Here is an 18,353-nt window from a genome sequence, read left to right as displayed (position 1 = left end):
TCTGCGCGATATTTTGAGAGCGCCGTGGAGGCCGCCAGGTCGACGCACGGCCTCTGCGATGCGAGGCGCGCGTGGATCAGCCGGCGGTCGCTTCCGCGTTCTGCATCGACTGGAGGAAGCGCTTCCAGTTTTCAGGCGTCACAACCTCGCGATAGCGCGCGGTCTGCGCCGGGTCCAGGAATTCCAGCATGAATGCGCCTTCGACCCACACTTCCGACAGCTGGAACAATCCGCCGCCGCGATCGCAGGCCCGAGCCGGCCAGCCGGCCCGTGTGGCGATGGCGATGATCTCCTCCGCCGGCCGAGCCACGCAAATGGCGAGATGCGCTTCGGAAAGACGCGTTTCCTGATTTTGCGGGGTCCAGTAGCCCTCGTCTGGGCCACAGGCCAGCACATGGCCGCGCGGCGCGATCTCAAGCTCGACTTCGCCGTCGCCCGACCAAGCCATCCAGGAGCTCGGCCCTGCGGGAGGGAAGGGCGTCGCTTCGCCCTGCATGATCTCTGCGAGCACTTTGGCGACGACCTCCGGATTGTCGGCTGGGATGGAAGCGTGGGCGATGCAGGTCATTTCTCTTCTCCATGTAAAAAAACGCGTTCAGGCGACAATTCGCGTTCATCGGCGGCCGGGCGGCGACCGAGCAGAACGGCGATCGCCTCGGACGCCGCGCGGCCGGCCTCGGCGCCCTCCAATCCCCAGAAATCCTTCAGGACCGACCAGGCGTAGGCGCTGTCGATCAGCTGGGCGACCGCAGCGCGCCGGCGTTTGGCGGCGTCGTCCATCTCGGGCAGCGCGTCGGCGACGCAGGCGAGCATCGCCGCCTGACGCTGCGGATTCGAACTTAAGCGCATTTCGCGTCCGGGTTCGGAAGAGATCGACGCTCTGATCAGCCCCTCTTCTTCATCGAATCGAGGGAACAGCCGCAACGGCGTGGCGATCAAATCGTCAGCGGTCTGCGGAAAGCCCGAACTGCCGACGCGCGCCTGCATGCGCGGCCAGACCGCCTTCAAGAGATCCTCGCGCGTCAGGAAGTGACGGTAGACGGTTCGTTCGGTCACCTGCGCGCGCTCAGCCACTTTGGCGATGGTGAGCGCATCCAGCTTTCCCTCGCGCATCTCGTCGATCGCGGCCTCGAGAATACGCGTTCGCGTATGATCCTTATGAGTCTCGCGAAGTGATGTCAGTTTATGTGATGTCATGTCATAGCGTGTGACATTGCGTCTCGCCGATGTCAAGCGCCGTCTTGTATGAACTTCAAGACTCGATCGTGCTTCTTAAGGCGCGCTGCCACGCCTCGGGCAGGGGCGTTTATTGATGTCGCTCGTCAAAACCGATAAACGCTGCGCGCTCACGGCCAAGAGGGCCGACGGAGCGACTCCTTGCATAGCGCCGCGCCAGACACATCCGATCCTTCGCTCAAGGCGACGCGCCGGGAGTGGATCGGGCTCGCCATCCTCGCTCTGCCCTGCCTGGTCTATGCGATGGACTTCACGGTGCTCAATCTCGCCATTCCGGCGCTGACGGCGGAACTGCGGCCGAGCGCGTCGCAACTGCTGTGGATCATCGACGTCTACGGCTTCATGGTCTCCGGCTTCCTGATGATCATGGGCGGGCTCGGCGATCGCATCGGCCGGCGCAAGGTGCTGCTGCTGGGCGCTGCGGCGTTCGGCGCCGTATCGATCATCGCCGCTTTCTCCAAATCGGCGCAGATGCTGATTTTAGCGCGCGCCGCGCTTGGCATCGCGGGAGCGACCCTCGCGCCGTCGACGCTGTCGCTGCTCGCCAACATGTTCCGCGATCCGTCGGAACGCACCTTCGCGGTCAGCATGTGGATTTCGAGCTTCTCCGCCGGCGCCATCATCGGGCCGCTCGTCGGCGGCGCGCTCATTCAGTCTTTCGGCTGGGGCTCGGTCTTTCTCGCGGGCGTCCCGGTGATGGTCCTTCTGCTTATTCTTGGGCCGGTGCTTCTGCCGGAATATCGCGACCCTGACGCGGGCCGGCTGGATCTCGCCAGCGCGCTTCTGTCGCTCGCGGCGGTGCTGTCCTTCGTTTACGGATTGAAGCGCGCCGCCGAGGCGGGCTTCGGCGCCGACGCGATCGGAGCGACGGCGGCGGGCGTCGCGCTCGCGCTCCTGTTCTTGCGCCGACAGTCGCGGCTCGAAGACCCTTTGATCGATCTCGCGCTGTTTCGCTCACGGTCGCTGAATTTGGCGCTTTGCATCAACATGCTTGGCGTCTTCTTCATGTTCGGGTCGTTCATTCTGCTCGCCCAGTATTTTCAGCTCGTCGCTGGTTTGACGCCGCTCGATGCAGGGCTGTGGTCGACGCCGTCGGCGATCGTCTTCATGATCGGCTCCTTCGCCACGCCCGCGCTCGCGCGCCGCATCACGCCCGTCAATCTTCTCGCCGGCGGATTGATCGTCGCTGCGGCTGGATTTGTCGGCCTCGCGCTGGCGACTGGATTCTACGGGGTGCTTTTATCGTCTCTGCTTCTCGTCGGCTTCACGCCGGTGATCGCGCTGACGACGGAAATCATCGTCACGTCGGCGCCGCCCGAGCGCGCCGGCGCGGCGTCAGCCTTGTCGGAAACGGCGATAGAACTTGGCGGCGCCCTTGGCATCGCCGCGCTCGGCAGTCTTGGCACGCTGATCTATCGCGCCAAAATGGCCCACGTCGTCGCGGGGCTCCCGGCGGACGTCGCGCGGGCGGCGGGCGCGACGCTCGGCGGCGCGGCGGACGCCGTCAAATTCTTGCCTCCCGAAGTGGCCGAGCGGACCCTCGCCGCCGCGCGCGACGCCTTCTGCGCCGGTTTTCAAGCGACCGCCTGGTTGGGCGCCTTGGGGCTTGTCGGCGCCGCGTTCGCGACGAAGATTGCGCTCAAGCAAGCGCGTCCTCCGTCGCCGGAAGGCGCAGGCGAAAAGCCGAGTTCGGCCCCGGCGTAGCACGTCGCCCGTCAAGGGCTCGAGTCTAGGTTAACGAGGCGTCATCTCACCGCGTCATGGCCGCGCTTGGCGCGGCCATCCACGCGATGACACGAGGCAAATGTCAGGACATGAGCCGAACATGCCGTCTCCGCGTGATGCGTTCGCGATGTCCCGGCGTGGATGCCCGCGCCAAGCGCGGGCATGACGGCGGAAAGTGAGCTGAAACTAACCCGAGTTCGAAGGCCTGCATCGCCCGTCATGTGCTTGTCACGACGCGCGTCGAGCTTTAGCCTCCAGCGCATTGTGTTGTTTTTTGCGCTTGGGGGATTTCATGAGACTCGCCTCATACAATGTTGAGAATCTTTTCGATCGCGCACGCGCAATGAATCTCAAGAGCCTTTCGCAAGGCAAACCTATTCTCGAACGCTTCGCGGAACTGAGTGCGCTGCTGGCGCAGCCGTCGTACAGCGCCGCCGACAAGAAGCGCATGGCGAAACTTGTCATTGAACTTGATTTGGAAAAATCCGACATCGGCGATTTCGTTATCCTGCGGCGCAACAGGGGCGGACTGATCAAACGCCCCAAGTCGGGCGGCGTTGAGATTGTCGCGAGCGGGCGCGCCGATTGGGTCGGCTCGCTGGAGTTGCGCGACGAGCCCATCGATGAACAGGCGATGCGGAATACGGCGCGGGTGATGAGAGATATCGAGGCGGACGTTCTCGGCGTCGTCGAAGTCGAGAGCCGGCCGGTGCTGCGGGATTTCAACGCGGACGTCGTCGCTGCGCTCGGCGGCGAGGCATTTCGGCACGCGATGGTGATCGACGGCAACGACACGCGCGGCATCGACGTCGGCCTGTTGACGCGGCAGAAATTTCCCATCGGCGTGCTGCGCAGCCACGTCGACGAAATGCTGGACGAGCGCAATCCGATCTTTTCGCGTGATTGCGCCGAGTTCGAGGTGTCGTCGCCGTCCGGCGGGCGCCTGCTGGTGATGCTCAATCACTTCAAGAGCAAGGGTTTCGGCTCGCAGCAATCGTCCAACGCCAAACGTCGCGCGCAGGCGAAACGCGTCGCGGAGATCTACGACGAGCGCATCGCCATGGGGATCAAGAACATCGCCATCATGGGCGACTTCAACGACACGCCGGACAGCGAGCCTTTGAGTCCTCTCTTAGAAGGGACGGATCTGAAGGACATCTTCTTGCATCCGAAATTCGAGGACGGCGGTTTTCCGGGCACCTACGGCAGTTGCGCCGCGGACAACAAGATCGACTTCATTCTGCTGTCGCCAGCGCTGTTCGACAGGGTCACGAGCGGCGGCGTGTTTCGCAAAGGCATGTGGCCGGGCGCGCGGGCCAAACGCTGGGAGGCCTATCCGGAAGTCGCCCGCAAGGAGGACGCAGCGTCGGATCATGCGGCGATATGGGTGGACATCGACCTATAAAGTCAAATGTCGGAGCAGGTTCTCATCAAAAGTCTGTCAACCTTTTGGGCGCCCCTAGTGGGAGAGTCGCTCCATCAGCGCCATGGCGGCGGCCGGATTGCGTTCCTTGGCGCCGCTGATGACGTAGAGAAAAACATCGCGAGGCGTCGCCGCTTTCTGTTGCGTTCGCGCGACATAGTCAAGCCCGCTCGGCGCAGCGCCACTCGCCCATTGTCGCGCACGCTGCGTCCATTGCTCGAGCGCATTATCGTCATAGCCGAGTGGAGCATCGGGACGCGTTCCCATGATGCGCGCATAGACGAAGGGCGCCGTCAGATCGGCGATAAGCGGATATTTTGAATCGCCCGCGACGACGATGGCGACGCCATGCTGTCGCGCCAGCGCGATGAATTCAGCCGTCTTGAAGCTCTCATGGCGCGGCTCAATCGCGTGCATCAGTGGTAGGCCGCCGATGTTCTTCGGCAGCAGGGAAAGAAAGGCGTCGAAGAATCCCGCGTCGAATTTCTTGGTGGGCAGGAACTGCCACAAGATGGGTCCGAGTTTGTCTCCCAGCTCCATCACGCCGCTTGCGAAAAAGCGGTCGATCGACTCACCCGCCTCCTGTGGCGTCTTGCGCATCACCGCGAAGCGCGGCGCCTTGACGCTGAAGATGAAGCCTTCGGGCGTTTCATCGCGCCATTTGGCGAAGCTCGCGGCGCTCTGTGTGCGATAATAGGTGCCGTTGATTTCAATGGAGGAGAGCTTGCGACTCGCATATTCGAGTTCGCGCTTATGTGCGAGGTCAGCGGGATAAAAGGATTCGCGCCAGGGGGCGTAATTCCAGCCGCCGACGCCGACATAGACGCGTCCGGTCTTTCGACTCATTTGCGTTCCAGCCTAGTATGGACTGGCGAGGGCTTGAGACTTACCCCCGCCGCGCCATCTTAGCGGCGTCGTCGATAACATATTTGTCTTCGTCGCCGACTGTCGATGGTTGAAGCTGCGGCTTCTCGTATTTACCGCGGTTCGTTTGGGGAGAAGGCGCCATGGCGGCGAATTTTTTCTGGAGATTTCTGTTCGCGCTGACCGCTACCGCGCTCGCCGCCTGCGATCGCGGCCCCGAAATGCCAGAGAGCGCTGGCTATGGACCCAATCCGACGCTGCCGTCGCCGCATCCGACCGGCGCATTTCCTTACGTGAATATCGCTCGCGCCGTGGGCTGGCCAAGCGGCGAAAAACCTACGCCCGCCGAGGGTCTGGACGTTGAGGCTTTTGCGACGGGGCTCGACCATCCGCGCTGGCTGTACGAATTGCCGAACGGCGATATTCTTGTCGCGGAAACCGATGCGCCGCCCAAGTCCGAGAATGAAGGCGGCGGCGTTCGCGGTTTCTTCATGGGCCTTTATATGCGCCAGGCCGGCTCGAATAAGCCGAGCGCCAACCGCATCACGCTGCTACGCGACGCGGACGGCGACGGCGTCGCCGAGACCAAGGAAGTCTTTCTGGAAAACCTCAATTCGCCGTTTGGGATGGCGCTGGTGGGCGATCAGCTTTATGTCGCCAACGCCGATTCGCTCGTGCGCTTTCCGTACAAGGAAGGCGACACGCGCATCGAAGCGCCGCCGGAGAAGGTCGTGGAACTGCCGTCGGGTCGCAATCATCACTGGACGAAGAGCCTTGTCGCGGATCCAGTGGGCTCGCGTCTTTACGTCGGCGTCGGGTCCAACTCCAACGCCGCCGAGAATGGCATGGAGGAGGAGCATAACCGCGCCGACATTCTGGAGATCGATCCGGCGACCGGCGACACGCGGGTGTTCGCTTCTGGACTGCGCAACCCGGTCGGGATGGATTGGAACCCCGCGACAGGCGACCTGTGGGTCGCGGTGAACGAACGCGATGAGATCGGCGACAATCTCGTGCCCGACTACATGACAAAGGTGCGCGAGGGGGCCTTTTACGGCTGGCCATACAGCTACTACGGACAGCATGTCGACGAGCGCGTGCAGCCGCAAGATCGGGAACTCGTCAAGCAGGCGATCCGGCCGGACTATGCGCTCGGCTCTCACACGGCCTCGCTTGGATTTACCTTCGTCGGCGATTCCGCCCTCGGGCCGTTCCAGAACGGCGCGATCATCGGCCAGCACGGATCGTGGAATCGCAGTCCCCGCGTGGGCTACCGCGTCCTTTTCGTAAAGTTCGAGAATGGCGCGCCGGTGGGCGCCCCGAAAGAGGTGCTGACCGGCTTTCTGAACGAGCGCGGCGAAGCGCGGGGCAGGCCGGTCGGCGTTATCGTCGATAAGCGCGGCGCACTGCTGGTGGCCGACGACGCCGGGGGCGTCGTGTGGCGGGCGAGCGCCGCCAAGAAGCAAGCGGAATAGATAGCGGAATCGGGTGAGAAGAACACGCGCTTCCTCGTCCTTCGAGACGCGTGCTGCGCGCGCTCCTCAGAAGGAGGAAGCCCTTCACCCGATCGCCCTGGCGGAATAGCCGGCTGCGCTCGCATTTGGCCGCCGCCTATGCTATCGGCTGCGGTCAGTCCGGTTTTTTCGGGCGGAGTCAAGGGTCTGGCGCACATGTCCGATATTTTCCATGAGGTCGATGAAGATGTCCGGCGCGACAAGGCGGCGGACCTTTGGCGGCGCTATCACACGCCGATCCTGATCTTCGCCGTGCTGATCGTCGCTGCGACCGGCGCGTGGAGCTATTACCAGACCAACCGTCAAAAAACGGCGGAAGCCGCGAACGCCCGCTTTGAAGCCGCGATCGCGCTCGCCAACGAAGGCAAGGCTCAAGAGGCAGCGGCCGCTTTCGACGCTGTCGCCAAGGACGCTCCCAAAGGCTATGCGGCGCTCGCGCGCATCCGGGCCGCGGAACTGCGCGAAGACAGGGCGCGCGCGCTCCAAGAATTGGAGGCGATCGCCGACGACAAGAATGTCGACAAACTGAATCAGGAAGTCGCTTTGCTGCGCGCTGCGCTGATCATCCTCGAGAGCGGAGACCGCCAGAAGATGGAACGCGCGCTCGGACCGATGATGACGTCGAACGGCGCATTCCGCTTTTCGGCGCAAGAATTGAATGGTCTCGACGCGCTGGCCAATGACGATTTCGAAGAGGCCGAGAGGGACTTCAACATTCTGCTCAGCGATCGCGACGCTCCGCAATCCGTGCGTCAGCGCGCCGCGGCTTATCAAGGGTTGCTGCACGCCAAACGCGGACCCAAGCCGGCGGCGGCGGCGCCGACGGCCGGAGCCGGAGGAGCCGCGAGCGGCGGCAATGTCACCGTGACGCCGGTGATCGAGCCGGAACAGGAAGGCGCCGCATCGTCCGGCGAGGCGCCGTTCGAGGTGAAGCCCTCGAAGTAGCGGCGAAGGGCGCGGCAGCGCAGCGAGAAACGAGTCATGTCCTTTTCGCTCGCGATCATCGGCCGGCCGAACGTCGGCAAATCGACGCTGTTCAACCGGCTGACCGGCAAGAAGCTGGCGCTTGTCGATGACCGTCCCGGCGTCACCCGCGATCGCCGGGAGGGCGAAGCCAAGCTCGCCGATCTGCGCTTCACCATCATCGACACGGCCGGGCTGGAGGAAGGCCGGGGCCCGACTCTGGAAGGGCGCATGCGCGCCCAGACTGAGAACGCGATCCTCTCCGCCGACGCAATTCTCTTTCTCATCGACGCGCGCGTTGGCGTCACGCCTGACGACAAATATTTCGCCGATCTGGTCCGTCGCGCTGGCAAGCCGGTTATCCTGATCGCCAATAAGGCGGAAGGAAAGGCCGGCGGGCCAGGCGTCTACGACGCCTTTTCGCTGGGTCTTGGCGATCCCGTGCCGTTTTCCGCCGAGCATGGCGAAGGCATGAGCGCGCTCTATGACGCGCTGCGCGAGGCTCTACCCGAGGAGACCGCCGAGCCTTTCGAAGACGACGTCGCCATTGAAGAAAATCTGCGCAACGACGATGAGGACGGCAGCGACCTCGATGTCACGAAGCCGCTGCGCATCGCGGTCGTCGGACGGCCCAACGCCGGAAAATCGACGCTCATCAACCGCATTCTCGGCGAGGAGCGCCTGCTGACGGGACCCGAAGCGGGAATCACGCGCGATTCGATCTCGGTCGATTTCGTGTGGCGCGACCGCAAGATGAAGCTCTTCGACACGGCCGGTCTGCGCAAGCGCGCCCGCGTCGTCGACAAGCTGGAAAAGCTGTCGGCAGCCGACGCGCTGCGCGCCGTACGGTTCTCGGAAGTCGTCGTGCTGCTCGTCGATTCGACGATTCCATTCGAGAAGCAGGATCTCTCGATCGCCGACCTCGCGGCGCGCGAGGGGCGCGCCGTCGTCATTGCACTCGGCAAGTGGGACCTCGTCGAGAACCGCGACGCTACGCTCATCAAGCTGCGCGAAGACGCAGAACGCCTGCTGGCGCAGCTGCGCGGCTGTCCGGTGGTTCCGGTGTCGGGCGCGACGGGGCAGGGGCTCGATAAGCTCATGCAAGCGATCCTCGCGGTTCATGAAATTTGGAACAAGCGCATCGGCACCGGGCGACTCAACCGATGGCTGCTGACGCAAATCGAGGAGACGCCGCCGCCGGCGGTTTCCGGGCGGCGCATCAAGATACGCTATATGACGCAAGCCAAGTCGCGGCCGCCGCATTTCGTGCTCTTCGGCAATCAGCTCGACGAGCTGCCAACGAGCTACGAGCGCTTCCTGATCAACGGTCTGCGCAAGACCTTCGACCTTCCCGGCGTGCCGATCAGGATCTCGAAAAAGTCGGGGGAGAACCCGTTCGAAGGACGTCACAAGGGCTGAGCGACTCTTGTGTCATGACGTCGCTCGCGAGATTGTGGCGCCATGCTCAAGCCTTCTCCTGAAAAACTTCTCGCTCTCGGCATGTCGTTCTGGAACGCCAAGGCGCTGCTTTCGGCAGTGGAGCTCGGCGTCTTCGACGCTCTCGCCGACGGCCCCGCCGACCTTGCGACGCTGACGCCCCAACTCGGCTTACACAAGCGCTCCGCGCACGACTTCTTCGACGCTCTCGTAGCAATGAAAGTTCTGGAGCGCGACGCCAACGGGCGTTACGCCAATACGCCCGAAGCGGATTTTTTCCTTGTGCGCGGTCGGCCGAGCTATGTCGGCGGGCTGCTGGAGATGGCCAATGCGCGCCTGTACGAGAGCTGGGGACATCTGTCGGAGGCGCTGAGAACCGGCCGACGCCAAAGCGAAAATCAGGACGAGAGCGATTTCTTCGCCGCGCTTTACGCCGATCCGCAACGTCTGCGCGGCTTCCTCTCCGCGATGAGCGGCGTGAGCGCCGGCGCCGCCCAGGCGATCGCCGACAAATTCTCCTGGCGGGACTATCGGACCTTCGTCGACGTCGGCGCCGCGCAGGGCATGGTCCCCGTCACAATCGCGCGGGCGCATCCGCATCTTTCGGGCGGCGGCTTCGATCTCCCCCAAGTCGGACCGATATTCGAGGAATTTGTCGTCGCCAATGGGCTCGCGGAGCGACTGCGGTTCTACCCCGGCGACTTTTTCAAGGACGATTTGCCCAAGGCCGACGTCATCATCATGGGGCACATCCTTCATGATTGGGATCTTGAGCAAAAGCGGATGCTGTTGAAGAAGGCATATGACGCCCTCCCGGAAGGCGGCGCGCTGATCGTCTATGAAGCCATGATCGATAATGATCGTCGCGAGAACGCTTTCGGCCTGCTGATGAGCCTCAATATGCTGATCGAAACCGACGGCGGCTTCGACTTTACGGGGGCCGACTGTGAGGGCTGGATGAAGGAAGCCGGGTTCTCCAGCTCCCGGGTTGAGCATCTGACGGGGCTGGATTCCATGGTGGTCGGCGTCAAATAGAGCCACCGCGCGCGCGAACGCGTCCACGGCGCCTGCGACGAATCCCCGCGCCGCCGCTCTGGATTTTGGTTGGACAGAAGCTAGTTTTGAATTATTCTAATTCTTGCGTCGGGGGCCTAACGGCCGCGCCGACTCAGATACTCGGAGGCAAGAAATGGCTATGCTCAAGGGCAGCAAGACCGAAGAAAATTTGAAGGCCGCTTTCGCCGGCGAATCGCAGGCGAATCGCCGCTATCTCTATTTCGCTCAAAAGGCTGACGTCGAGGGCTACAATGACGTGGCCACCGTGTTCCGCTCCACCGCCGAAGGCGAGACCGGCCACGCGCACGGCCATCTGGAGTTCCTGGAGACCGTCGGCGATCCTGCGACCGGCCTGCCGATCGGCAAGACCGCCGATAACCTCAAGGCCGCGGTCGCCGGCGAAACGCACGAATATACGGACATGTATCCCGGCATGGCGCGCTCGGCCCGTGACGAGGGCTTCGAGGAGATCGCCGACTGGTTCGAAACGCTCGCCAAGGCTGAGCGTTCGCACGCCGGCCGCTTCCAGCGCGCCCTGGACGAGCTGAAGTAAGCAGAGAATTACGTCCTTCGCGTCATGGCCGGGCTTGACCCGGCCATCCACGCGATGGGACCGGCGAAAGGCTCAGAGCCTGACCCGCGCGCCAGCGGCTGGGCTTCAGCATCCCTGTCGTGCGGCGACCGCTCCGCAGCATCCCCGCGTGGATGGCCGGGACAAGCCCGGCCATGACGGCCGTTGTGTTTTGGAACAACAAAGATGAGAGAAGGCAGCCTCGAGGCTCCGATCCGGCATCCGCTGGATTGGCGGAGCGACGATTTCTATGACGATGCGAAGCTCGACGTGGAAATGCGCCGGGTTTTCGATATTTGTCATACGTGCCGACGCTGTTTCAATCTGTGCGACTCCTTTCCGCGGCTGTTCGATCTCATCGACGAATCGAAAAGCGGCGAGCTCGACACCGTCGCGAGCGCGGATTTCAAACAGGTCGTCGACGCCTGCACCCTCTGCGACATGTGTTTCATGTCGAAGTGCCCCTATGTGCCGCCACACGAGTTCAACATCGACTTTCCGCATCTGATCCTGCGCTACCGCGCGGTCGAAGCCAAAAAGAAGGGCGTGCCCGCCGTCGATCGCGCGCTTGCCGACACTGACCGCTACGGAAAATGGGCGACGCTGATCTCAGGCGCGGCCAATTGGGCGACGCGCCGCGACAACGCAATGATGCGCGGCCTCGAGGAGAAAGTCGCGGGCGTCGATCGCAACGCCGAGCTGCCAAAATACGCCAGCAAGACGCTCGAAGCGCAGGCGGCTTCGAATCCGCCGATGCGCGACGAGTCGGCGCCGGCCAAGGCGCGCAAGGCCGTGCTCTACGCCACCTGCTACGGCGACTACAACGATACGTCGATCGGCATGTCGGCGCTCGCCGTGCTGGCAAGAAACGGCGTCGAGACCAAAGTCGTGCACCCGGCCTGTTGCGGCATGCCGAAACTCGAACAGGGCATGCTCGACGACGTGGCGGAAGCGGCGCGCAAGGTCGCCGCCGCCTTCGCGCCCTACATCGACCAGGGCTACGACATTGTTGCGCCGGTGCCGTCGTGCGCGCTGATGCTGAAGTTCGAATGGCCGCTGATTCTGCCGGAGGATGAAAGCGTCAAGCGTCTGGCTGAGGCGACCTTCGACCTCTCCGAATATGTCGTGGACATCGCCCGCAAAGAGGGGCTGGCCGAAGGCATGGCGCCGCTCAATGGCGGCGTCGCCTTCCATGTCTCCTGTCATTCGCGCGCCCAGAATATCGGCCAGAAAGGCGCCGAGCTGCTTGCGCTGATCCCTGAAGCCGATGTCGCCGTGGTCGAGCGCTGCTCGGGTCATGGCGGCGCCTGGGGCTACAAGAAGGGCAATTTCGAAACGGCGATGAAGGTGGGCAAGCCCGCCGCGCGGCAGTTGCAGAACGCCGACAAGAAGCACGTCGTTTCCGAATGCCCGCTTGCCGGACTGCATATCGAACAGGAGATCGAGACGCTCGGCGGCGAGACGCCGAAGCCGGAACGCGTCGGCCATCCGATCGTGCTGATGGCGAGAGCTTATGGACTTGCGGGCGCGTAAAGGTCGGGTTTTTTCCTCATCCTTAGGTGCGAGCGAAGCTCGCGTCTCGAAGGACGAGGAAAAATTTGCATAGGATGCCTCGCCCTCGTGCTTCGGAGACGCATCCCCCGGATGCTCCTCAGCATGAGCGCTCAGGTTGATGGAGCATCAAAAAGATGACGACACGTCACGAACTGACCCGCGCCGATATCCTCCCCTGGGCGGAATACGCCAAGGACCGGGCGGAACATCGCAAGCGCATCACGGCGCTCAAGCGGGATCGCCGGGTTGAGGTCGGCCCTTACGTCACCTTCTACTTCGAGAATTTCGACACGATGTGGTTGCAGGTGCAGGAGATGCTGCACATCGAAAAAGGCGGCGAGGCGCAGATCACGGACGAGCTTGCGGCATATAATCCACTGATTCCAAAGGGTAATGAACTCGTCGCGACTTTCATGATCGAGATCGACGACGCGCTGCGGCGGGCCCGCGTATTGGCGCAACTTGGCGGCGTCGAGGAGACGGCCTCCATCGAAGTCGGCGGCGAGCGCGTCGCCGGCAAGGCCGAGCAGGATCAGGATCGCACCACGGCTGAAGGCAAGGCAAGCAGCGTGCAATTCGTGCACTTCCCCTTCACGAAGGCGCAGATTGCAGCGTTCAGGGAGCCGAACACGCGCGTGATTTTGGGCCTGTCGCATCCCAACTACAGCCATATGGCTGTTTTGTCGGAAGCGACGCGCGCATCGCTCGCGGAGGATTTTGCCTGAAGGCGCGCTTGGCGGCGATCGATGATACCTTGGCCTTTGATGAAGCAAGATTGCAGTGAGCCTCGCTTGCCATTAAGTCGTCTTCAAGCGTTTCCCTCACAACCGACAGTGCATTGACAACTCCCGCCAACGACCCCGTTTCACGCCGCCGCACCTTCGCGATCATCTCGCACCCTGACGCCGGCAAGACGACGCTCACCGAAAAGCTGCTGCTCTTCGGCGGCGCGATTCAGCTTGCCGGCGCCGTCAAGGCCAAGCGCAACGCTCAGCAGACGCGCTCGGACTGGATGAGCATCGAGCGCGAGCGCGGAATCTCTGTCGTCACTTCGGTGATGACCTTCGAATACGGCGGCTGCGTCTTCAATCTCTTGGATACGCCGGGCCACGAGGATTTTTCGGAAGACACCTACCGCACGCTGTCCGCCGTCGACGCCGCGGTGATGGTGATCGACGCCGCTAAGGGCATCGAGGCGCGCACGCGCAAGCTCTTTGAAGTCTGCCGCCTGCGCGACATTCCGATCGTCACCTTCATCAACAAGCTCGACCGCGAGGCGCGCGACCCGTTCGATCTGCTCGATGAAATCGAGAAGACGCTCGCGCTTGACGCGACGCCGATCACCTGGCCGATCGGTTCGGGCAGAAGCTTTGCCGGCACATACCGCTTCGCCACGAAAACTGTGCGCCGGATCGATGAGGACGCCGAGCTGCTGCAAACGAGCGGCCTCAATGATCCGCTCTTCGACACGCTTTTGCCGAACGGCGCGGATGCATGGCGGGAGGAGGCGATGCTTGCCGAAGAAGGCAACAAGCCTTTCGATCTCTCCGCCTTCCGCGAGGGCCATTTGACGCCCGTCTTCTTCGGCAGCGCGCTGCGCAACTTTGGCGTTCGCGATCTGATCGACGCGATGGCGGAATATGCGCCGAGCCCGCGTGCGCAGGAGGCGGACAAGCGCCTCGTCGAGGCGAAGGAGCCGAAGATGACCGGCTTCGTCTTCAAGATCCAGGCGAATATGGACCCCAACCATCGCGATCGCATCGCCTTCATGCGCGTCTGCTCGGGTCGGCTCACGCGCGGCATGAAGGCGAAACTCATTCGCACGGGCAAGAATATTCCCATCAACGCGCCGCAGTTCTTCTTTGCGCGCGACCGCTCGATCGCCGACGAAGCATATGCCGGCGACGTGGTGGGCCTGCCCAATCACGGGCAACTGCGCATCGGCGACACGCTGACCGAGGGCGAGGAGATCGTCTTTCGCGGCGTGCCGAGCTTCGCGCCGGAAATTCTGCGCCGCATTCTCATCGGCGACGCCATGAAGGCGAAGAAGCTGCGTGAAGCCTTGCAGCAGCTTGCGGAAGAGGGCGTCGTGCAGGTCTTCACGCCGCACGACGGCTCTGGCGCGATCGTCGGCGTTGTCGGCGCGCTGCAGCTCGACGTGCTGGCGACGCGGCTCGAGGGGGAATATGGATTGCAGACGCGCTATGAGCAGCCGCGCTTTACCGTTTGCCGTTGGATCGTCTCGGACGAGCCCGCGAAGTTGAAGAGCTTCATCGATTCGAACGGCTCCAGCATCGCCGACGATCTCGACGGCGCGCCGGTGTTCATGAGTTCGTCGGCGTTCCAGCTCAATTATGACGCCGAACGCAATCCGGCGATCACATTCTCGGATGTGAAGGACTATCAGAAGCGGGCGGCGTAGGCCGCCAACAGCGGCGAAGAAAAACCGCTCACCTGCAGTAATCGATCGCGAAGACGTCGTTGGTGAAGGCGCCCGAATATAGGATCTGCCTCGGAAGCGAAGTGATCAGCGTAATGTGCGCGTTCAGCAGCTTGCCATAGGCCTGAATGATGTATCCCCCGTTCTCTTTTGCAACGTCTTCGACGGCGTATGCGTCGGTTCGTCCATCGTCCACGATCGCGAGCGTCGAACTGAGCGGGGAATAGGCCACCATATAGGGGGCTGCATAGAGATTGTCGCTATGGCGGCAGAGCAGCGTCAAAGGCTTCGCTTGCGCCGAATTTGCAAAAACCGAGGCGGTCGCAACCGCTAACAACGCCGCTGCAATGTTCACTTTCATCACCCATGTGTTGCTTGGGGCGAGTTGAAACATGCCTTGTTTGCGCGACGACGACAAGAACGCGGCGCCCGGCCGGCGCAAAGGGCTAGGCGCCCTTGATCAGCGCCAAGAACGCCCCGACGAGCGCCACGGTCGCGGCGAGAATGAGGACGTTTGCGGAGAACTCCAGAGCCTTTTGGGTCTCGGTCAGGACCGCGGAGAAATAATTGCTGTGCAGCAGAGCTGTCATGTTTGTTCCCTAAGACGCGCCGCGAGCGGACGGGAGCGATTGGTCAGGTTTAGACTCCGGCGAGTCCACGAAGACTTAAGCCCGCCAGCGTGTCGACGAGCCGCTCGAGCGCGTCTTCGTCGAATTTGAGCGAGAAGGGCGGCTGCGCGAGCCGCTCCGCGTCTCGCACGAAGAACATCGGCTGCTGGGCAAGCCACAGCATCGCGAATGTGACGGTCTCCGCGGAGGCCTCTTGCGGCAGGAACCGCCGCACGACCCGTTCCGCCAAACGAAAGATGCGGGGCGGCGAATGCGCGATGAAGGCGCTGAAGACTTCGCTCGGCTGCACGCTTTCCCAGGCGAAGATGCGCAGGAAGCGGCTGACGCGATCGCGCTTGACGAGCGGCAGCAGAAATTGATGCAGATAGCGCCGAAGCGCGTCCTCAGGCGAAAGCGCATCGAGCTCTTCGGGGTCCAAGAACGCATTCTCCTCGAAGGCCCGCGTCGCAGCGATCAGCACTTCGCGATAAAGTCCGTCCTTGCCGCCGAAGTGGTAATTGACGGCCGCCTGGTTGGCCATCGCCCTTTGGGTGATGAGCCGCACCGAGCCGCCGTCATACCCATATTCCGCGAAGACCGACGTCGCCGCTTTGATGAGAGCGGCGCGCGTCGTTTCCGTCGAGCGAGACGCGACGCGCGCCTGATCCAGATTACTCAAGGCATCATCCTCAAAAAGGATATACGTTGACGAGGCTAGACACTGCGCCGCCGAGCGACGTCGCGCTATTCCATGCCTTGCGGCCGAGCGGAGCCAATTTGGATGAGAGCCCTGTCGGGTCGAGCTTGGCCAACAAACTCCGTTCCTGTTGCTCCGCTTTCTCGTCCATTGTCTGGGGAGAGGCGGGCGGCTCGGCGTTGGTGGTCGGGGGCGCCGGCGGCGTCGACTCGACAGGGTTTCTCTTTTCCGGAGACGGCCTGCGCAGGGCGACGACTTTCGTCGTCCTGACGGGGATCGTCTCAGTCTTTTCAGCGGCGGCTTCGTTCGACCAATCCGAGATGCGCTCCTGCGGATAGACGGCGAACAGCGCCACAGCCGGCGAAGCGTTTTTCAACTTCAAGGATGGGCGCTCCGTCTCCGCGGAAGCGATCCGATCGATGATTTTGCCGCTCACCGGGTCGGTCGTGAAAGCGATTTCCTTCAGCGCTTCGCCATTCTTCCATTGTGGCGGCAGGAAAGCGATGAGCCAGGTCGCGACGAAGCAGACCGCAGCATCGATGAGCAACCTCCGTGACTTGGCGCTAAGCGCCGCAAATTTTGTTTCCAGATGATCGCTCATGACGAACCTCCGTTTAAAACGACTGATTGAAATTCAAACGCTCGTTTGAAGCGAAAATATGGCGACGCGGTGACGCGCTATTTCTGGCTCTTTGCGCGAGCGCAACATGCGTCATTTTGGCGCTTTGAGGAAACGGAGACGCTGGCGTGCGAAGCTTGCGCGGCTCACCCAAAGCCCCCACAACAAAACTGGGCTGACGAAGCCCGCGCGAAACTTGGGTGGCCTTAGACCGCGACGACGGCCGCTCTTCCCGTCGCGGCTTCGCCGTGATAAGCGACGCGTCTCACGATGCGCGTCCTAGGGACCGGCTTCGCCGATTAAGACCGGGAGCCGGTTTTTGTTTTCGTTCAGCGCCGTTAGGCATAGAGGTCCATTCCAATGAGCCAATCCGGTTTCTTCACCGCCTCCCTCAGCGCTTCCGATCCGGAAATCGCGAAGGCGATCGAACTCGAACTCGGCCGCCAGAGGCACGAGATCGAACTGATCGCGTCGGAGAACATTGTCTCAAAGGCGGTGTTGGAGGCCCAGGGCTCGGTTCTCACCAACAAATATGCCGAGGGCTATCCGGGAAAGCGCTATTACGGCGGCTGCCAATTCGTCGACATCGCCGAAAATCTCGCGATCGACCGCGCCAAGAAGCTGTTTGACTGCGGCTTCGCCAATGTTCAGCCCAACTCCGGCTCGCAGGCCAATCAGGCGGTGTTCCTCGCGCTTCTTCAGCCGGGCGACGTCTTCATGGGGCTGGATCTCGCCGCGGGCGGTCATCTGACGCATGGATCGCCGGTCAATGTCTCCGGCCGCTGGTTCAAGCCGGTGAGCTATACGGTGCGCAAGGACGATCAGCGCATCGACATGGAGCAGGTCGCCGCGCTCGCCATGGAGCATAAGCCGAAGCTCATCATCGCCGGCGGCTCCGGCTATTCCCGCATCTGGGACTTCGAAGGCTTCCGCAAGATCGCCGACAGCGTCGGCGCCTATTTCATGGTGGACATGGCGCATTTCGCCGGTCTGGTCGCTGCGGGACTTCATCCGTCGCCGCTGCCGCATGCGCATGTCGTCACCACCACGACGCATAAGACGCTGCGCGGTCCGCGCGGCGGCATGGTGCTGACGAACGACGAGGCCATCGCCAAGAAGATCAACTCGGCGGTCTTCCCCGGCCTGCAGGGCGGTCCGCTGATGCATGTCATCGCCGGAAAGGCGGTGGCGTTCGGCGAGGCGCTGACCCCGCAGTTCAAGACCTATCAGCAGCAGGTCAAGGATAATGCGCAAATGCTCGCGCAGACGCTCGTCGACGCGGGCCTTGCGATCGTCTCGGGCGGCACCGACAACCATCTGATGCTCGTCGATCTGCGTCCCAAGAAGATCACCGGCAAGGCGGCGGAAGCCGCGCTTGGCCGCGCGCACATCACCTGCAACAAGAACGGCATTCCCTTCGATCCGGAAAAGCCCTTCGTCACCTCCGGCATTCGTCTCGGCTCGCCGGCGGCGACCTCGCGCGGCTTCGGCCAGAGCGAGTTCAAACAGGTCGGGCAGATGATCGTCGAGGTGCTCGACGGCCTCTCCTCGCAGGGCGAAGAAGGCAACGCCGCGACGGAAACCGCGGTGAAGGAAAAGGTTCACACGCTGACCGCGAAGTTCCCGATCTATTAAAAAAGTGGGAC

Annotated in this window: 18 protein-coding genes; 11 read left to right on the top strand and 7 right to left on the bottom strand. The window is 62.7% G+C overall.

Annotated elements, in window-relative coordinates:
- Nucleotides 1-76 precede the first annotated feature (76 nt).
- Both A3OO_RS0114600 and A3OO_RS0114595 read right to left on the bottom strand, forming a co-directional pair.
- Entirely contained in the window at nt 77-568 is a 492-nt protein-coding gene (locus tag A3OO_RS0114600; RefSeq protein WP_018408578.1) for a hypothetical protein, read from the bottom strand.
- Nucleotides 565-1,197: a TetR/AcrR family transcriptional regulator gene (locus A3OO_RS0114595; protein ID WP_018408577.1), complete on the bottom strand. Its 633-nt coding sequence runs from the start codon at nt 1,195-1,197 to the stop codon at nt 565-567. Before A3OO_RS0114595 ends, A3OO_RS0114600 begins: the two co-directional genes overlap by 4 nt.
- Nucleotides 1,198-1,377: 180 nt before the next feature.
- On the opposite strand from A3OO_RS0114595, the gene A3OO_RS0114590 reads away from it, so the two are divergent.
- Together A3OO_RS0114590 and A3OO_RS0114585 are read left to right on the top strand one after the other, a co-directional pair.
- Nucleotides 1,378-2,940, top strand: coding sequence for an MFS transporter (locus A3OO_RS0114590; RefSeq protein WP_018408576.1), 1,563 nt, complete (start codon nt 1,378-1,380; stop codon nt 2,938-2,940).
- Between the two features lie 313 nt (nt 2,941-3,253).
- On the top strand, nt 3,254-4,366 hold the full coding sequence (locus A3OO_RS0114585; protein ID WP_018408575.1) for an endonuclease/exonuclease/phosphatase family protein: 1,113 nt from the start codon (nt 3,254-3,256) through the stop codon (nt 4,364-4,366).
- Between the two features lie 54 nt (nt 4,367-4,420).
- On the opposite strand, the gene A3OO_RS0114580 is transcribed toward A3OO_RS0114585, so the two are convergent.
- Nucleotides 4,421-5,230 carry a DUF72 domain-containing protein gene (locus A3OO_RS0114580; protein ID WP_018408574.1) on the bottom strand — a complete coding sequence of 270 codons (810 nt, stop codon included), beginning with the start codon at nt 5,228-5,230 and terminating at the stop codon, nt 4,421-4,423.
- A gap of 161 nt (nt 5,231-5,391) precedes the next feature.
- Here A3OO_RS0114580 and A3OO_RS0114570 point away from each other — a divergent pair, with 161 nt between their 5' ends.
- The 8 genes from A3OO_RS0114570 to A3OO_RS0114535 all read left to right on the top strand — a co-directional run bounded on the left by A3OO_RS0114570 (nt 5,392) and on the right by A3OO_RS0114535 (nt 14,765).
- Entirely contained in the window at nt 5,392-6,723 is a 1,332-nt protein-coding gene (locus tag A3OO_RS0114570) for a PQQ-dependent sugar dehydrogenase (RefSeq protein WP_018408572.1), read from the top strand.
- A 195-nt stretch (nt 6,724-6,918) separates the two neighbouring features.
- Nucleotides 6,919-7,707, top strand: a complete 789-nt coding sequence (locus A3OO_RS0114565) for a tetratricopeptide repeat protein (RefSeq protein WP_026223004.1) — start codon at nt 6,919-6,921, stop codon at nt 7,705-7,707.
- 36 nt (nt 7,708-7,743) lie between these two features.
- A complete protein-coding gene (der, locus tag A3OO_RS0114560) occupies nt 7,744-9,144 on the top strand; it encodes a ribosome biogenesis GTPase Der (RefSeq protein WP_018408570.1) in 1,401 nt (466 codons plus the stop codon).
- 42 nt (nt 9,145-9,186) lie between these two features.
- A complete protein-coding gene (locus A3OO_RS0114555) occupies nt 9,187-10,197 on the top strand; it encodes a methyltransferase (protein WP_018408569.1) in 1,011 nt (336 codons plus the stop codon).
- Between the two features lie 154 nt (nt 10,198-10,351).
- On the top strand, nt 10,352-10,771 hold the full coding sequence (locus A3OO_RS0114550) for a rubrerythrin family protein (RefSeq protein WP_026223003.1): 420 nt from the start codon (nt 10,352-10,354) through the stop codon (nt 10,769-10,771).
- Nucleotides 10,772-10,975: 204 nt separating this feature from the next.
- Complete coding sequence (locus A3OO_RS0114545) at nt 10,976-12,322, top strand: heterodisulfide reductase-related iron-sulfur binding cluster (protein ID WP_018408567.1); 1,347 nt, start codon at nt 10,976-10,978, stop codon at nt 12,320-12,322.
- Between the two features lie 155 nt (nt 12,323-12,477).
- Complete coding sequence (locus tag A3OO_RS0114540) at nt 12,478-13,068, top strand: DUF3501 family protein (protein WP_018408566.1); 591 nt, start codon at nt 12,478-12,480, stop codon at nt 13,066-13,068.
- Between the two features lie 113 nt (nt 13,069-13,181).
- A complete protein-coding gene (locus A3OO_RS0114535; protein WP_018408565.1) occupies nt 13,182-14,765 on the top strand; it encodes a peptide chain release factor 3 in 1,584 nt (527 codons plus the stop codon).
- 28 nt (nt 14,766-14,793) lie between these two features.
- Here A3OO_RS0114535 and A3OO_RS0114530 read toward each other — a convergent pair whose 3' ends face one another.
- Genes A3OO_RS0114530 through A3OO_RS0114515 form a run of 4 tightly spaced genes read right to left on the bottom strand, consistent with a single transcriptional unit; the run spans nt 14,794 to nt 16,689 of the window.
- Nucleotides 14,794-15,177, bottom strand: coding sequence for a hypothetical protein (locus tag A3OO_RS0114530; protein WP_156824834.1), 384 nt, complete (start codon nt 15,175-15,177; stop codon nt 14,794-14,796).
- Nucleotides 15,178-15,229: 52 nt separating this feature from the next.
- Nucleotides 15,230-15,373 carry a hypothetical protein gene (locus A3OO_RS23640; protein ID WP_018408563.1) on the bottom strand — a complete coding sequence of 48 codons (144 nt, stop codon included), beginning with the start codon at nt 15,371-15,373 and terminating at the stop codon, nt 15,230-15,232.
- A gap of 49 nt (nt 15,374-15,422) precedes the next feature.
- Nucleotides 15,423-16,070, bottom strand: coding sequence for a TetR/AcrR family transcriptional regulator (locus tag A3OO_RS0114520; RefSeq protein WP_018408562.1), 648 nt, complete (start codon nt 16,068-16,070; stop codon nt 15,423-15,425).
- Between the two features lie 10 nt (nt 16,071-16,080).
- A complete protein-coding gene (locus A3OO_RS0114515) occupies nt 16,081-16,689 on the bottom strand; it encodes a hypothetical protein (RefSeq protein ID WP_051080357.1) in 609 nt (202 codons plus the stop codon).
- Between the two features lie 378 nt (nt 16,690-17,067).
- Between A3OO_RS0114515 and glyA the strand changes: the two genes are divergently transcribed.
- A complete protein-coding gene (glyA, locus tag A3OO_RS0114510; protein WP_018408560.1) occupies nt 17,068-18,342 on the top strand; it encodes a serine hydroxymethyltransferase in 1,275 nt (424 codons plus the stop codon).
- Nucleotides 18,343-18,353 lie beyond the last annotated feature (11 nt).

Origin of the sequence: Methylocystis rosea SV97 (genome assembly GCF_000372845.1) — a bacterium.
Taxonomy (GTDB): domain Bacteria; phylum Pseudomonadota; class Alphaproteobacteria; order Rhizobiales; family Beijerinckiaceae; genus Methylocystis; species Methylocystis rosea.
This window is presented reverse-complemented; position numbering and strand designations above follow the sequence as displayed.

Coding starts and splice junctions, on each gene's coding strand:
- A3OO_RS0114580 (WP_018408574.1), bottom strand. CDS start 5,230: ATGAGTCGAAAGACCGGACGCGTCTATGTCGGCGTCGGCGGCTGGAAT.
- A3OO_RS0114595 (WP_018408577.1), bottom strand. CDS start 1,197: ATGACATCACATAAACTGACATCACTTCGCGAGACTCATAAGGATCAT.
- A3OO_RS0114545 (WP_018408567.1), top strand. CDS start 10,976: ATGAGAGAAGGCAGCCTCGAGGCTCCGATCCGGCATCCGCTGGATTGG.
- A3OO_RS0114550 (WP_026223003.1), top strand. CDS start 10,352: ATGGCTATGCTCAAGGGCAGCAAGACCGAAGAAAATTTGAAGGCCGCT.
- A3OO_RS0114555 (WP_018408569.1), top strand. CDS start 9,187: ATGCTCAAGCCTTCTCCTGAAAAACTTCTCGCTCTCGGCATGTCGTTC.
- der (WP_018408570.1), top strand. CDS start 7,744: ATGTCCTTTTCGCTCGCGATCATCGGCCGGCCGAACGTCGGCAAATCG.
- A3OO_RS0114600 (WP_018408578.1), bottom strand. CDS start 568: ATGACCTGCATCGCCCACGCTTCCATCCCAGCCGACAATCCGGAGGTC.
- A3OO_RS0114515 (WP_051080357.1), bottom strand. CDS start 16,689: ATGAGCGATCATCTGGAAACAAAATTTGCGGCGCTTAGCGCCAAGTCA.
- glyA (WP_018408560.1), top strand. CDS start 17,068: ATGAGCCAATCCGGTTTCTTCACCGCCTCCCTCAGCGCTTCCGATCCG.
- A3OO_RS0114540 (WP_018408566.1), top strand. CDS start 12,478: ATGACGACACGTCACGAACTGACCCGCGCCGATATCCTCCCCTGGGCG.
- A3OO_RS0114530 (WP_156824834.1), bottom strand. CDS start 15,177: ATGTTTCAACTCGCCCCAAGCAACACATGGGTGATGAAAGTGAACATT.
- A3OO_RS0114565 (WP_026223004.1), top strand. CDS start 6,919: ATGTCCGATATTTTCCATGAGGTCGATGAAGATGTCCGGCGCGACAAG.
- A3OO_RS0114570 (WP_018408572.1), top strand. CDS start 5,392: ATGGCGGCGAATTTTTTCTGGAGATTTCTGTTCGCGCTGACCGCTACC.
- A3OO_RS23640 (WP_018408563.1), bottom strand. CDS start 15,373: ATGACAGCTCTGCTGCACAGCAATTATTTCTCCGCGGTCCTGACCGAG.
- A3OO_RS0114585 (WP_018408575.1), top strand. CDS start 3,254: ATGAGACTCGCCTCATACAATGTTGAGAATCTTTTCGATCGCGCACGC.